The 14167-nt window shown below is 34.5% G+C and carries 11 protein-coding genes; 6 read left to right on the top strand and 5 right to left on the bottom strand.

Translation table 11 applies throughout. The annotated features are described in order from the left end of the window. Nucleotides 1-17 precede the first annotated feature (17 nt). The 5 genes from ACFVRR_RS16975 to ACFVRR_RS16995 all read right to left on the bottom strand — a co-directional run bounded on the left by ACFVRR_RS16975 (nt 18) and on the right by ACFVRR_RS16995 (nt 8345). On the bottom strand, nt 18-1289 hold the full coding sequence (locus ACFVRR_RS16975) for an amidohydrolase family protein (protein WP_387330942.1): 1272 nt from the start codon (nt 1287-1289) through the stop codon (nt 18-20). Between the two features lie 709 nt (nt 1290-1998). Beyond that, nucleotides 1999-3564, bottom strand: a complete 1566-nt coding sequence (locus ACFVRR_RS16980) for a glutathione ABC transporter substrate-binding protein (RefSeq protein ID WP_387330945.1) — start codon at nt 3562-3564, stop codon at nt 1999-2001. A 114-nt stretch (nt 3565-3678) separates the two neighbouring features. Further along, a complete protein-coding gene (locus ACFVRR_RS16985) occupies nt 3679-5175 on the bottom strand; it encodes an amidohydrolase family protein (protein WP_387330948.1) in 1497 nt (498 codons plus the stop codon). 29 nt (nt 5176-5204) lie between these two features. Then, nucleotides 5205-6683 (bottom strand): amidohydrolase family protein, encoded by a 1479-nt coding sequence (locus ACFVRR_RS16990; RefSeq protein WP_387330951.1) that lies wholly within the window; start codon nt 6681-6683, stop codon nt 5205-5207. Between the two features lie 105 nt (nt 6684-6788). After that, on the bottom strand, nt 6789-8345 hold the full coding sequence (locus tag ACFVRR_RS16995) for a glutathione ABC transporter substrate-binding protein (RefSeq protein ID WP_387330954.1): 1557 nt from the start codon (nt 8343-8345) through the stop codon (nt 6789-6791). Nucleotides 8346-8556: 211 nt separating this feature from the next. Here ACFVRR_RS16995 and nikC point away from each other — a divergent pair, with 211 nt between their 5' ends. The 6 genes from nikC (at nt 8557) to ACFVRR_RS17025 (ending at nt 14167) form a co-directional block, all read left to right on the top strand. Continuing rightward, nucleotides 8557-9459, top strand: coding sequence for a nickel transporter permease (gene nikC / locus ACFVRR_RS17000; protein ID WP_387330957.1), 903 nt, complete (start codon nt 8557-8559; stop codon nt 9457-9459). 12 nt (nt 9460-9471) lie between these two features. Beyond that, nucleotides 9472-10392: an ABC transporter permease gene (locus ACFVRR_RS17005; RefSeq protein WP_248268396.1), complete on the top strand. Its 921-nt coding sequence runs from the start codon at nt 9472-9474 to the stop codon at nt 10390-10392. A gap of 12 nt (nt 10393-10404) precedes the next feature. Further along, on the top strand, nt 10405-11433 hold the full coding sequence (locus ACFVRR_RS17010; RefSeq protein ID WP_387330961.1) for an ABC transporter ATP-binding protein: 1029 nt from the start codon (nt 10405-10407) through the stop codon (nt 11431-11433). After that, a complete protein-coding gene (locus tag ACFVRR_RS17015) occupies nt 11433-12419 on the top strand; it encodes an ABC transporter ATP-binding protein (RefSeq protein ID WP_387330964.1) in 987 nt (328 codons plus the stop codon). The genes ACFVRR_RS17010 and ACFVRR_RS17015 overlap by 1 nt, the downstream gene beginning before the upstream one ends. Before the next feature lie 291 nt (nt 12420-12710). After that, nucleotides 12711-13472, top strand: a complete 762-nt coding sequence (locus ACFVRR_RS17020; RefSeq protein ID WP_387330967.1) for a sensor histidine kinase — start codon at nt 12711-12713, stop codon at nt 13470-13472. Continuing rightward, nucleotides 13469-14167 (top strand): response regulator transcription factor, encoded by a 699-nt coding sequence (locus tag ACFVRR_RS17025; RefSeq protein WP_387330970.1) that lies wholly within the window; start codon nt 13469-13471, stop codon nt 14165-14167. Before ACFVRR_RS17020 ends, ACFVRR_RS17025 begins: the two co-directional genes overlap by 4 nt.

Consider the following 14167-nt stretch of genomic DNA (forward strand, 5'->3'; position numbering starts at 1 on the left):
ACTCTCTTTAATAAAACTTAAACTGTTGTTGATTCAAGATTTGAAATTGAACCACTTACAACATTACCTTTAAAAATAACTGCAGCTCGCTTTGCTCGTCTCGCAACTGCTTCAGCTGAGCAAGTTGCTTCTACAAGTACGATATTTGCTTCATCTCCTACATTTGGCCATGCTTTTTCACCTTCATTATTTAAAGGAGTTACTCCGCCTGTAATAAATCCAAGACTATTAGCGAGTGTTTTTTCTTCTATATATCTAAATCTTTCAGCAAGTCGTCCAACTTTTTCAAGATTATCTCCAATTCCAAATGGCGTCCAATGATCTGTAATGCTGTCATTTCCTAGTTCAATTTTTACACCTTTTTCACTTAATAAAGGAATTGGAATTGTTCTAAAAATTGGAACCGTAGAAGTAATTGAAATTCCTAAATCAGCAAATCTCTCAGCAATCGCAGAAGCATCTGGAACAGAAAGATCCGCTAATCCACTTGCATGACTTACTGTAACTCTTCCTTGCCATCCTGCTTTTTCAGTTAATGTTGCTAATCTTTGCATTGTAAATAATCCAAGATGATCTGGGTCATGTAAATGAACATCGATATCAGAATTAGATTCAACCGCTATCTCCATAATCGTCTCAAGAGAACGTTCGATGTTTTCATCAATTGAAGCTGGATCAACTCCACCTACTAGATTTGCACCATATTTCATCGCTTCTCTTACTAGTTCAACAGAGTGACTTCTTAATAATCCGTGTTGTGGAAAAGCTACAATTTCATAAGTTAATTTATCTTTATATCCTTCTAAAGCTTGCAGCGTTGCTTCTAAGTTTTTTAATCCAATAACTGGATCAATATTACAATGTGTACGAATGTGAGTCGTACCATAACTTAATAATAGATCTAGCATCTTTTCTGCTCTTTCTTTAGCAGTTGGTAATAATTTTGGTAATAAAATTTGCTCTTCTTCAATACGTGTTTTTACACCATTTGTTGCTGGCATACACGCTTTCCATGGTCCACCATAATAAGTTTTATCAATATGAATATGCATTTCTTTAAATGAAGGAACCATTAGAAGGCCTTGCACATCATATTGAGGCAATTGATCCGTAATTAAATCACTAACTAATTGAATCGAAGCAATTTTTCCATTTTCAATTTTAACATTGTACTTTCCAGTTGCAGTTCCGTTGATTACTTCATTGTCATTATAAGTAAAACCATTTTCCAGACTCACATTTGTTAACCAATACGATTTTGACAATATACTCACCCTTCCATCCCACATTAAATTTTGATTCTTTATTAATTATAAGTCTGTTTGAAATATTTTGATTTTAGTATGTTTACATATTTTTAAGGTATTTTTACTAATTACTATTTCATTACTAGTGTTGTTGCTACGGGATGCTCGCTTTCCATAGGGCATGATTCTTGAGCCTATGGGGTCTCAGGTTTCCCGCATCTCCTATAGGAGTCGAGCAACATCCGTTCCAAACAACTTATTCATCACGAAAAAGATTATCTTTAAGACACTGTTTTACTTCCTCATGAACCTTTTATGAGTAAGTTAGTTTCACATTTTTCTTGTTTTACTTCCTCATGAACCTGTTATGAGGAAGTTAGTTTCACATTTTTCCTGTTTTACTTCCTCATGAACCCTTTATGAGTAAGTTAGTTTCACATTTTTCTTGTCTTACTTCCTCATGAACCCTCTATGAGGAAGTTAGTTTCATATTTTTCTTGTTTTACTTCCTCATGAACCCTTTATGAGGAAGTTAGTTTCATTTTTTTGCTGTTTTACTTCCTCATGAACCCTCTATGAGGAAGTTAGTTTCACATTTTTCCTGTTTTACTTCCTCATGAACCCTCTATGAGGAGTTAGTTTCATTTTTTTGCTGTTTTACTTCCTCATGAACCTGAATGAGTATTTTTGTCTACAAGAAAGAAAGCCCACCCCTAAATCAGGATGAACCTTCACTTGCAGAAAAATCAGATTATTTAACCGTTACATCGTTAATCTCTAAATAGCCTGAAGGGCTGATTGAGAAGCCTTTTACATTTTTCGAGATTGCAGCGACATTTTCTATTACTCTTACAGGAATATAAGGTGAATCATCCATTTCAATTTCTTGTGCTTTTGCGTAAATTTCTTTACGTTTTGCTTCGTCTTTTTCTTTTCTTCCAGCATTAATTAAGTCATCAACTTTTGGATTGCTATAGAAGAATGTGTTTCCGGCTGCACCGCGTGAGTCTGAGTGGAATAGGTTGTACTGATTGTAATCAGCATCTCCTGTTGCGTTTCTCCAGCTTATGATAAACATTTCTGATTGTCCTTTATTTACTTTTTCAACGAACGAACCGTATTCCATCACTTGTACTTTTAAATTAATGCCAATTCCTTTTAATTGTGATTGAATAACTTCTGCTAAATTTACTCTCTCTTTACTATCCATGGTTAGGATCGTTGAATCAAATCCATTTGGATATCCAGCTTCTGTTAATAGTTTCTTCGCTTCTTTTAAATTGTAATTGTATGCTTTTAATTGCTCATCGTATCCGAATACTTTTGAGCCCATTGCTGAATTCGCTTTTTTACCAACATTGTTATATACACCTTTTATAATCGAATCCATTTCAACTGCATGAGCGATAGCTTTACGTACACGTACGTCATTAAACGGTTTTTTTGTTACATTGAATCCGATATACTCTGTTCCGTAACCTTCACTTCGGTATACTTCCATAGCCGAGGATGATTCAACTTGATTCATAACTGCTATTGGAAGTGGTTCTGCAATTTGAGCTTCTCCTGTTTCAATCATTGAAATTCTTGTTGAGTCTTCTGGAACAACCTTGAAATCAACCTTGTCAATCTTTGGTTTTTTCCCCCAGTAATCTTCATTTTTAACTAGTATAATATCCTGTCCTGGAGACCATGATTTAAATTTAAATGGACCTGTTCCATTTGGTTCTTGAATTATGTTCTTACCATATTTATCAATTGTTTTAGGACTTATAATTCCACCTTCATGATTTGCTAATACTGAAAGAAGTGGTGAGAATGGCTCGCTTAAAATAAATTGTACTGTATATTCGTCGACTACTTTAACTTCTTTTACCATTTTAAATACAACAGCTCTTGGTGAAGCAACTTTAGGATCTAATAAACGATCAAATGTTTTCTTTACAGCCTCTGCATTAAATGGTGTACCATCGTGAAACTTTACATCATGTCGCAGTTTAAATTCCCAAGTTTTATCATTGATTTGATTCCATGACTCTGCTAGCATTGGTTGAATTTCGTTATTACTATCACGCTGTACTAGACCTTCGTAAATTTTATGATGGGTAACGCTTGCTGCATTAATTGTAGACATAAATTGTTGATCTAAATTTTCGGCATCTGATAACCGAGCAATTACTAGCGTGCTTCCTCCTTTTGAATCAGTTGCTTGTCCATTTGCTTTCGTACCTACGTCTTGATTAGATGAACATCCTGTAATTGTGACAGCAGAAAATAGTACTAGAAAAAATTTACCTATTCCCGATTTTCGTTTCAATGGCACTGCCTCCCTGTTTGAAGTTGTCTTGCAATATTTATCTAATTATATAAAATATTCTGATAATTATTTTTGAATATCTTTACCTGTTTTTTCAGTTTCTTTACTTATTTTTTAATTATTTGACTTTACTTCTAGTTCTTTAATTGATTCAAGCCTTTTAAAAGATGGGGGAAATAGCTCATTTTCAGGAAGTTGTTCGTAATCTCTTTCCATATATCCTCTTCTCATCTTATTAAAATACACTTGTCCTTTTTGTTTTAATACCTCCATATCAAGATTAGGAATTACTTGATCTTTCATCACAATCCTTCCATTTATAATGGATAGTTTTACATCTCTACCTGAACCACTTACAAACATTGTTCGAATTGGATCATCAATAACACCCATATGGAATCCATCTAAATCAATTGCAATAATATCCGCTTTTGCTCCGACTGCTATTCGGCCTATATCTTCGCGATTAAGAAATGCCCCTGCTCCTAGAGTGATAGAATTAAAGAAATCAGCGTATGTAGATCCTTCAACTTCTTTTTCTACAAGTCTTGAAAGCATACTACCAGTACGTACGTTTTGAAAAATATCTGGAGGAAAAGTATCAGTACCTAATGCAATATTAATTCCCTCCTTTCTATATTTTGCATACGATTCAAGCCCTTCTCCGTGTCTTCCTATAATAAGTGGACAATGGATAACAGTAGTATTTGTTTCTTTCAGAAGTGAAATGTCATTATCAATATTGTAATTCGCTCCACTATAGCCCGATACAAAATGAGCGTGTGGTATTCCAGTATTTGGACCTAAGAATCCAAGATTATATAAATATTTAATTGGTGTAACTCCGTGTTCTTTTAAAATTGTATTAAATTCAAAACTTCCTTGAGCAGCATGGAGCTTGATTGGAACGTTTAATTTGTCACTATAATATTTTGTTTTTATCAAAATTTCTTCAGTCTGTGATTCGATTCTTTCTGGAGCTAACATCCCTCTGACCAATCCATCAAATGCACCTTCGAAGGTTTCAACAAACTTTACTGCTCTTTCTAATCCTTCCTCGCCTGCTTTTTCATCCCAATGAATTTTGATGTTTCCATCTGGTTCGACAACTCTAATTCCAGCCTGATAGCTTGGTCCAAGGTAAATTCTCAACCCTAATTTTCCTGCATGATTTGCGGCAGCTTCTAACTCTTCAAAAGTTTCAGCCCAATTTTTGTAAAAAACGGATGTAATCGGCATAGCAGTAGTAATTCCATTTAAAATAAGCTGCGAATATGCATATAGAGATTTAAATGCTTCTTCCTCCTCACTCATTAGCTCATGATGCCCATTTTTAACAAACTCCTCAGACCAAAGGAGATTTTTTTGTCTATTTGATTTCGCTTCTAAATGCAAAATATCATGGTCAATGTCTCCTAATGCATTTAAATCAATAAAACCAGGACTAAGGATCGCATTTCCAACGTCAATTACTTGATCTACTTCTTCCGTATAGTTTTTTCCAACAAACAAAATTGTATCTTTTTCATATACAATCTCTGCATTTTCCAATATGACATGTTCACTTCCGTCAAAACCAATTACATATCTTCCCTTTAGCTTCTTTTTCATTTTTTCTCCCTTCGAATTTGAAAATTTTTTTATTTTTCAACATATCTCATCTCGTCAACATAGGCACGAGCATGTCCCCAGAAATACTTTGTAGGTTGCATATATTTTTCTAATCCAGCGCGTTTTATCGTTGCAAAAGCTTCTTCATTTGCTTCATTTAAAACTGTGCTTTCATGAACGGTATTTACATTTCTGCCTTCCATAATAAGTTTTCCATCAACAATCACATGGTCTACATCATTTGCTACAGCTTGAAATACTAATCGATGAACATGCATATACTCTGGAGTCAAATGTGGTTGATGAAGATTAACTGTGATGACATCTGCTTTTTTCCCAATTTCAAGTGAACCGATTTCATCATCCCAACCTATACATTTTGCTGCATCAATTGTTACCATTTCTAAAAGCTTACCTGGTGGTAGATAGTAGTAGTCTCTAAGAGCCGCTTGATGTACAAACTGTGTCTTCCTCATCGCTTGGAATAAATCAAAGCTTGTAGATGGTGAGGTACCATCTGTAGAAATCGCAACAGTTGCCCCCATTTCAATTAATTCTGTAATTGGTGTACGTGCATTAACTTGTCCAAAACCTGGAGAAGCACTTATGTTTGTACCAGTTTCAGCTAATATTTTGGCTTCATCAAATGAAATTCCTCGACAATGCTGAAGATGGACATCAGGACCTAATAACGCATTTTCTTTATCTTGAATGGCTAAATGAATCATTCCACCAAATGCATCCGAATGAATTCTTGTATTATATTTCCTAGCAATCTCTCTTATTTTTTTAGCTTGATAAAGATCATGTTTTGTTAACCCGTATAGTCGATCTGGAGAAGTCGGATAGGAAGGATCAACAGAAGTTACAATAACAAATGGCGTAATAAAGGCTCTTGTTCGATCATCATTTGCGTGATTTAATGCCTCAATAACTGCTTCTGCTCCTTTTAGCACTTCTTCATAAGTAACTTCTTTCTCAATTCTCTTCCCATCAACCCATCTACTAAATGAATGTGGCCAAGGTGGGTTACACGGACCAGTACAAACTACTTCACGCACACCTACTTCGTTGTAAGCTTTTGCATGGTTTATTGCAAATATTGGATCATCAGATCTTGGTACTGAGCCTAAAACACTAACCCCTGTTGTTATGCCTGCTTTCAGTCGTTCAAGTGCTGGCAGCTTTCCTTCGTAATACCAAAAATCATCCGTCACATAATGCTTATACGTATTCGTCATTATCGGCATCCAAAAATCGATATTCTCCATCGCGATTGTTTTAAACATTGAATGACCACCATGACCATGAACATCTATTAATCCAGGTAAAATACACTGATGACTACAATCAATAACTTTTTTCGCCTCATACTTAGTTTTTAAGTTTTCGGTAAGATCAATATCTAGTATTCTCCCATTGTGAATAGCTACGGAGCCATTTTCGATAATTCTTCTTTCTATGTCCATTGTGACAACAGTTCCATTAACTAAAAGCAAATCAATCATTTTTTTCCTCCTATTCTTTAGTCTGATTTTCATCAATTTGTGATATTCTCAAAAAAACAGCATAATTCGATTATGCTGTCAGTTTGTGGACAAAGTTCTAAATTTTTATTTCACTGTTACATCATCAAGCATTAAATAACTTGCTGGGTTTAACCAAAGTCCTTTAACTGATGAGGCAGTAACTGCTAAATGCTCATAATTACGAATAGGTACATATGGTACATCTTTGTTTTCAATTTCCTGTGCTTGAGCATATAGTTCTTTACGTTTATCACCATCTGCTTCTTGACGAGCTGATTCAATTAATTTATCAACTTCTGGGTTACTATAGAAAGAACTATTTCCTGCTGCACCTTGGGATTTACTATCAAATAAGTTAAATTGGTTATAGTCACCATCTCCTGTGGCATTTCCCCATCCACCAATCGAAACTTGATGTTCACCTTTTGCAATTGCATCAATATAAGCTCCGTATTCAAGAACTTGAATTTTTACATTAATACCAATACCTTTTAATTGAGATTGAATAACTTCAGCCATATTTATTCTTTCTTTACGGTCACTAGTTGTAAGTGTAAATGATAGGCCATCTTTAATTCCTGCTTCTTTTAAAAGCTTTTTAGATTCATTAATATCGTAATTATAGCCTTTAAGATTTGGATCATATCCAAATACTTTCGGACTCATTGTTGAATTCGCTTTTGTTCCAACATCGTTATATACACCTTTAATAATTGAATCTACTTCAATTGCATGTGCAATCGCTTGACGGACACGAACATCATCAAATGGTTTTTTCTTAACATTGAAACTTAAATATTCAACAGCTAGTCCATCTGTACGGTATAAATCCATTGTGTCAGAAGCTTCAATACGATCGATTTCTGTTACAGGCACCTGATCAGTTACATGCGCTTCACCAGTTTCAATCATTGCTAGTCTTGTAGCATCTTCAGGAACAACTTTAAAGACTACACCATCAATTTTAGGTTTATTACCCCAGTAATCTTTATTTTTCTCAATTTTTATTTCTTCTCCTGATTTCCAGGACTTAAATACATAAGGACCAGTTCCAACTGGATTCCGCCCAATTTTATCACTGTTTTCTTTAATCGATTTTGGACTAATAATACTTCCTTCATTACTCATTAAAATTGATAAAAGTGGAGCATATGGGTATTTCAAAATAAATTGAACAGTTGAATCGTCTACCACTTTAACTTCTTTTATCATTTCAAATTTACCAGCCTGAGGTGATGCAGTTTTTGGGTCAAGTACTCGATCAAAATTTGTTTTAACTGCATCTGCATTAAATGGTGATCCATCTTGGAACTTAACGCCTTTGCGTAATTTGAACTCCCAAGTCACGTTATCTATTTGCTTCCATTCTGTTGCTAAAAGAGGTTTTGGCTCCATATTTTTATCTGGTTCAACTAATGTTTCATATACCTTTTCATAAACAACGTTTGCTGATGGTATATCAGTAATAAAATGTGGATCTAATGTAGTAGCATCAGATAGTCTAGCAACGACCAATGTTCCCCCTGCTTTTGCCTTTGTTCCTGTTGCACTACTGCTTGTTTGGTCTGATGTACAACCTGCAAGCGCAGTAGAAATTGTTAATAATGATGCAAATAATACTCCAGCTGTCTTTCTCTTCATTTTTTTCTTCCTCCTCTTATACTTGCCCCCATGATTCTCTTGTTCACCATTTTTCTTGAGTACGTAGGCTTATTCAAATTATAAAAAAAAATAAAATTTTATATTTTCAGAATCTTTACTCGTTTTTTAATTATCTTTACTGCTTTTCCGCATTATATTTACTTCAATTCTAATTTTGAATAAATTTAAACAAAGAAAAGGGGGAAAAAATATGAAAACAGAGATTGTATTGAATAACAATGAAATCAAATTAGAAAAAAAAGAATCTCAAAAACTAAAAAGATGGAAAGTATTTTATAAGAAGTTTAAAAAAAATAAATTAGCACTAGTTGGAGCCTATATTGTACTTTTTTATATTTTAGTAGCTATTTTTGCACCACTCATTTCGCCAAAGGATCCTTTTGAAATTGATTTAATGCATAAGCTGCAAACTCCATCACTAGAACATTGGATGGGAACAGATGATAAAGGAAGAGATATTTTAAGTAGAATCATTTATGGAAGTCGACTTTCAATTTCTGTAGGTTTCGTATCTGTTTTATTTGGAGCAATTTTCGGAATCACGCTCGGGTTGATAGCAGGTTATTACGGAAAATGGATGGACACGATCATAATGAGGGTTGTTGATGTTTTACTTGCATTCCCAGGAATTTTATTAGCACTTGCGATTATTAGTGCACTAGGTCCTAGTCTAATTAATGTTATGGTTGCTGTCGGTATCTTTTCAGTCCCAATGTTTGCACGAATCGTTAGAGGATCTACGTTATCCGTCAGAAAACTTGAATATATCGATGCAATTCGCGCTTTAGGTGCAACTGATGCAACAATTATTTTTAAACATATTCTCCCTAATATTCTTTCACCAATAATTGTCCAAGCTACGTTAAAACTTGCTACAGCTATTCTTTCAGCAGCAGGCTTGTCATATCTCGGATTAGGTGCTCAGCCTCCATCTCCAGAATGGGGAGCAATGTTAAGCAGTGGGCGTGATTATTTATTTAGTGCACCCCACATTGCCTTATTTCCGGGTATTGCCATTTCAACATTAGTTTTAGGATTTAATATTTTCGGTGATGGTCTAAGAGATGCTCTTGATCCAAGGATGAAAAAATAAGGAGGAAAGTAAATGTTTCTATTTATTGTCAGAAGAATTATACAAACTATTCCAGTTTTACTTGGTGTAAGTTTAGTCGTTTTTTTAATTATGCAAATGGTTCCTGGAGATCCAGCAACTCTACTTGCTGGTGAAGGTGCTACGAAACAAACAATCGAAATGATTCGTCATCAACTTGGACTAGATCGCCCTGTCGTGATTCAGTATTTCGATTATGTATACCATGTACTACAAGGTGATTTTGGCGAATCGCTTCGAAATAATCGTCCAGTATTAGATGAGATTATGATTCGTTTGCCAATTACAATTGAACTTGCACTAGCTAGTATTTTCATTACAGTCGTACTTGGTATGCTAGCAGGAATTATATCAGCAACTAAACAGTACTCAGCAGCTGATATTTCAATTATGATTGTCGCTTTACTAGGAATCTCTTTACCAAGTTTCTGGTTTGGTTTAATGTTGATCTACTTCTTTTCAGTTAATCTTCATATATTTCCAGTTGCTGGTTGGGGAACGTTTAAACATATGGTACTACCAGCATTAACATTAGGTGCAGGTGGTGCTGCAATTGTAGCTAGAATGACTAGATCAAGTATGTTAGAAGTTGTTCGTCAAGACTATATGCGCACAGCAAGAGCAAAAGGTTTAAAGGAACATATCATTATTTACAAACATGGTTTAAAAAATGCATTAATTCCAGTTATTACTGTTGTTGGTCTACAATTTGGTGCTTTACTTGGTGGTACCGTTTTAACAGAGTCAGTTTTTGCAATTAATGGACTAGGTAGATTAATTGTTGATGCAATTAGAACGAGAGATTTACCGATGGTTCAAGGTGGAGTTTTAATCGCTTCAGTGATCTTTGTATTTATGAATCTAGCTGTTGATATTCTTTACCGTTACTTTAATAAACGAGTTGACTTGAATTAAGGAGGTCCTACTATGAAAAAACAATTTGATGAAACAATTCTTGAGGTTAAAAATCTACAAACCTACTTTTATACAGATGAAGGAACAAGTAAAGCAGTTAATGGAATTAGCTTTACATTAAAAAAAGGTGAAACACTTGGAATAGTAGGAGAATCCGGAAGTGGTAAAAGTATTACATCATTATCCCTTTTACGATTAATCCCCTCTCCTCCAGGAAAAATAGCTGGTGGTAGTATTCTTTTTAAAGGTGAAGACTTACTAGCAAAAACGGAAAAGCAGATGCGTTCCATTCGAGGAAATGAAATTTCAATGATCTTTCAAGAGCCGATGACATCTCTAAATCCTGTTTATTCGGCTGGCGAACAAATTGCAGAGGCGATTCGTCTTCACCAAAAATTAGGCAAAAAGGAAGCTTGGGAGAAAGCAGTTGAAATGCTTCGACTTGTAGGGATCCCATCTCCTGAAAAACGTGCAAAGCAAGAGCCACATGAGCTTAGTGGTGGAATGAGACAAAGGGTTATGATTGCAATGGCACTTGCTTGTCACCCAGAAGTATTAATCGCAGATGAACCGACTACCGCCCTTGATGTGACAATTCAAGCTCAAATCCTGGAATTAATTAAATCACTTCAAAAAGATTTAGGTACAGCTGTAATCTTAATCACGCATGATTTAGGCGTTGTGTATGAGACTTGCGATCGAGTGGCTGTTATGTACGCTGGAAGAATTGTTGAATATACTTCAGCAAAAGAACTTTTTAATAGCCCTAAACACCCATACACAATCGGGTTATTAAACTCTCTTCCACGTCTTGATATGGATCAAGATGAATTAACAACAATTCCTGGTACTGTACCTAGTCCATTCAATATGCCTAAGGGCTGTAGTTTTGCACCACGCTGTGCACATGCAAAGCCAATGTGTCATGAATCAGTACCAGATTTACAAACACTCGACAAAAATACTGAAGTCAGTTGTTGGATGTACACATCACAATGGGAAACAGATCATACCATCAAAGAGAAAGTAGGGATTGAATAATGGCATTACAACTAGTGGATAAAAAAATACTACTTAATGTAGATCATTTAAAACAATACTTTCCAATTAAAGGTGGTATTTTAGGAAGAACGATTAATCACGTAAAAGCTGTAGATGATATTAGCTTCCACATTTACGAGGGAGAAACTTTAAGTATAGTTGGAGAATCTGGTTGTGGTAAGTCTACTACTGGTAGAGCCATTCTAAGATTGGACGAGCCTACAAGTGGAAGCATTCATTTTAAGGAAAAAGATTTATTAAGCTTAGGAAAAAAAGAAATGCGTAAAATAAGAAAGGATCTACAAGTAATCTTCCAAGATCCGTTTGCCTCACTTAACCCTAGACAAACAATTGGACAAATTTTAGGTGAAGCATTAGCCATTCAAAATGTCGTTCCAAAAGAAGAACGTAAAGCTAGAATTGAGGAATTATTAGGACATGTCGGGTTAAGACCAGAAGCTATGGAGCGATATCCTCATGAATTTAGTGGTGGTCAACGTCAGCGTGTCGGAATTGCACGTGCACTTGCAGTTGATCCAAAACTAATCATTTGTGATGAAGCAGTTTCTGCGCTAGATGTTTCAATCCAAGCTCAAGTATTAAACTTATTAAAATCGTTACAGAAAAAATTCTCACTTACCTTTCTTTTTATCTCACATGATTTAGGTGTAGTAAGACATATTTCTGACCGAGTAATGGTAATGTATTTAGGAAAAATTGTTGAGATTGCCGATAAAAAATCGATCTTCGAAAATCCGCAGCATCCTTATACACGTGCACTATTATCTGCTATTCCAGTACCGAATCCGGTACATCAAAGAGAAAGAATCATGTTAACAGGAGATGTACCCTCTCCAATCAATCCTCCAAGTGGCTGTCGTTTTCACACAAGATGCCCTTTCGCGATTGATATTTGCAAAACACAAGCACCTGAATTAAAAATATCTGAGCAAAATCATCAAGTTGCTTGTCACATAATTAATTAAATAGTATTCTTATAGGCATGATGTGAAGAAAATGAAGAGAATTGACCCTGCCATGTAGATATCCTCTTTCTTTCTTCAATATAATAACTGCTTATAAAATTGGATAATCAAGATTTTCTAAAGCTCCAATGTAAAATGCGCGAAGGTTAGAGACTCCTCTAAGAAGCTCCAATAGGATGCTTTAGCTTTCGTTCTATTCCATTGGAGCAACTTTACTTGAATTCAACCATTTATAAACAAAGTTTTCAAAAAAATTAAAAATATTATCAAAAAAACTATTTGAGGTTCTTCATGCTTAGTTACGAGGGATTTACTTTACTAATTATGCTATTTATTTTAGCTCCTATTATGGGAGCTATTGCTTTATTATTTTTGTTTATCTTTGAAAAAAGAATTGACTTACTTGAAAATAAAAATAGAGAAATTCGGTTAGAACATGCATTACAAGAAGCTCAATACAATAAATTAAATCAGCAAATCCAACCGCACTTTTTATTTAATACACTTAATGTCATATTAAGCTTAGCGCGTTTAAATCGAACTTCGGAATTAATCCGTGCCCTAGAAACGTTCTCTCAATTTTTAAAATTTAAATATAAATCATCCGAGCCCTTAATTCCGTTAAATCAAGAAATACAATATACTCAATATTATTTAGACATTCAAAATCTACGGTTTGGAGATCGTCTTAAAACACAGTTAGATTGTCCAAAAGATTTATATGATGCGCTAGTTCCCCCTTTTATTTTGCAAACCTTAGTAGAAAATTCTTTTAAACACGGTTTAGAAAAAAAAGTTGGAGAGGCTTTACTGCATATTCGATTTTATCAAGATTCCGAGCTAGTCTGCTTAGAAGTTATTGATAATGGTTTAATGGGAATGACTAATTCTTTTTCTAATGAAGAAGGCCATGGTTTAGTCAATATAAAAAAGAGATTACAGCTATATTTTGGCAACAGTGGACATGTACTGATTACTTCAAATGAATCAGGAACAAACGTTAAGGTCGTTTGGCCACTTATATATGAGAGTAAAGGAGGGAAAATAAATTGAATGTATTATTAGTAGATGATGAACCATTAGAGCTTGAACAGATGGAATATTTGATAAAAAATATGTTTCCATTATGGAAGTTTTTTAAAGCTGCTGATGCATGCCAAGCAATCACAATTAATCAAAATCATAAAATTAATATTGCGTTTCTAGATATCAATCTACCTGGACGTTCAGGATTAGAGTTTGGTGAAGAGCTTAGAGCTCTAAATAAAGACGTAGATATTATTATGGTTACAGCATATCAAAGTTTTGATTATGCCCAACAGTCAATCCGAATCGGCGTTCTAGACTATTTAACTAAGCCAATTATTGAAAGTGAATTATATAAAGTTTTATCTAAATATAGTGACACCGACACATCAAACCAATATTCTAGTTTAATACATCAAACTCTTATATATATACATGATCATTTCGCTGAAAAACTTTCTCTTTCTGACGTTGCTCGAGAAGTTCATACAAATCATACTTATTTAAGTAGAAAATTTCACGAAGAAGTCGGAGTATCGTTTTCAGAATATTTAATAGACTATAGAATACAAGCAGCCAAGCGATATTTAACAAATAATCCAAATTGGAACATATCCGATGTAGCAGAAAACTCAGGCTTTAATAGTCAGCATTATTTCAGTACTTTATTCCGCAAAATTGAGGGCATTACTCCAAAAGAGTATCGTGAGAAAGGAAAATAA

This window comes from Gottfriedia sp. NPDC057948 (genome assembly GCF_042887255.1).
GTDB lineage: Bacteria > Bacillota > Bacilli > Bacillales > Bacillaceae_G > Gottfriedia.

Bases quoted from the DNA above. Each gene is read 5' to 3' on its own strand.
- ACFVRR_RS16985 (WP_387330948.1), bottom strand. From the start codon at position 5,175: ATGAAAAAGAAGCTAAAGGGAAGATATGTAATTGGTTTTGACGGAAGT.
- ACFVRR_RS17005 (WP_248268396.1), top strand. From the start codon at position 9,472: ATGTTTCTATTTATTGTCAGAAGAATTATACAAACTATTCCAGTTTTA.
- ACFVRR_RS17020 (WP_387330967.1), top strand. From the start codon at position 12,711: ATGCTTAGTTACGAGGGATTTACTTTACTAATTATGCTATTTATTTTA.
- ACFVRR_RS16995 (WP_387330954.1), bottom strand. From the start codon at position 8,345: ATGAAGAGAAAGACAGCTGGAGTATTATTTGCATCATTATTAACAATT.
- ACFVRR_RS16975 (WP_387330942.1), bottom strand. From the start codon at position 1,289: ATGTGGGATGGAAGGGTGAGTATATTGTCAAAATCGTATTGGTTAACA.
- ACFVRR_RS17015 (WP_387330964.1), top strand. From the start codon at position 11,433: ATGGCATTACAACTAGTGGATAAAAAAATACTACTTAATGTAGATCAT.
- ACFVRR_RS16990 (WP_387330951.1), bottom strand. From the start codon at position 6,683: ATGATTGATTTGCTTTTAGTTAATGGAACTGTTGTCACAATGGACATA.
- ACFVRR_RS17010 (WP_387330961.1), top strand. From the start codon at position 10,405: ATGAAAAAACAATTTGATGAAACAATTCTTGAGGTTAAAAATCTACAA.
- nikC (WP_387330957.1), top strand. From the start codon at position 8,557: ATGAAAACAGAGATTGTATTGAATAACAATGAAATCAAATTAGAAAAA.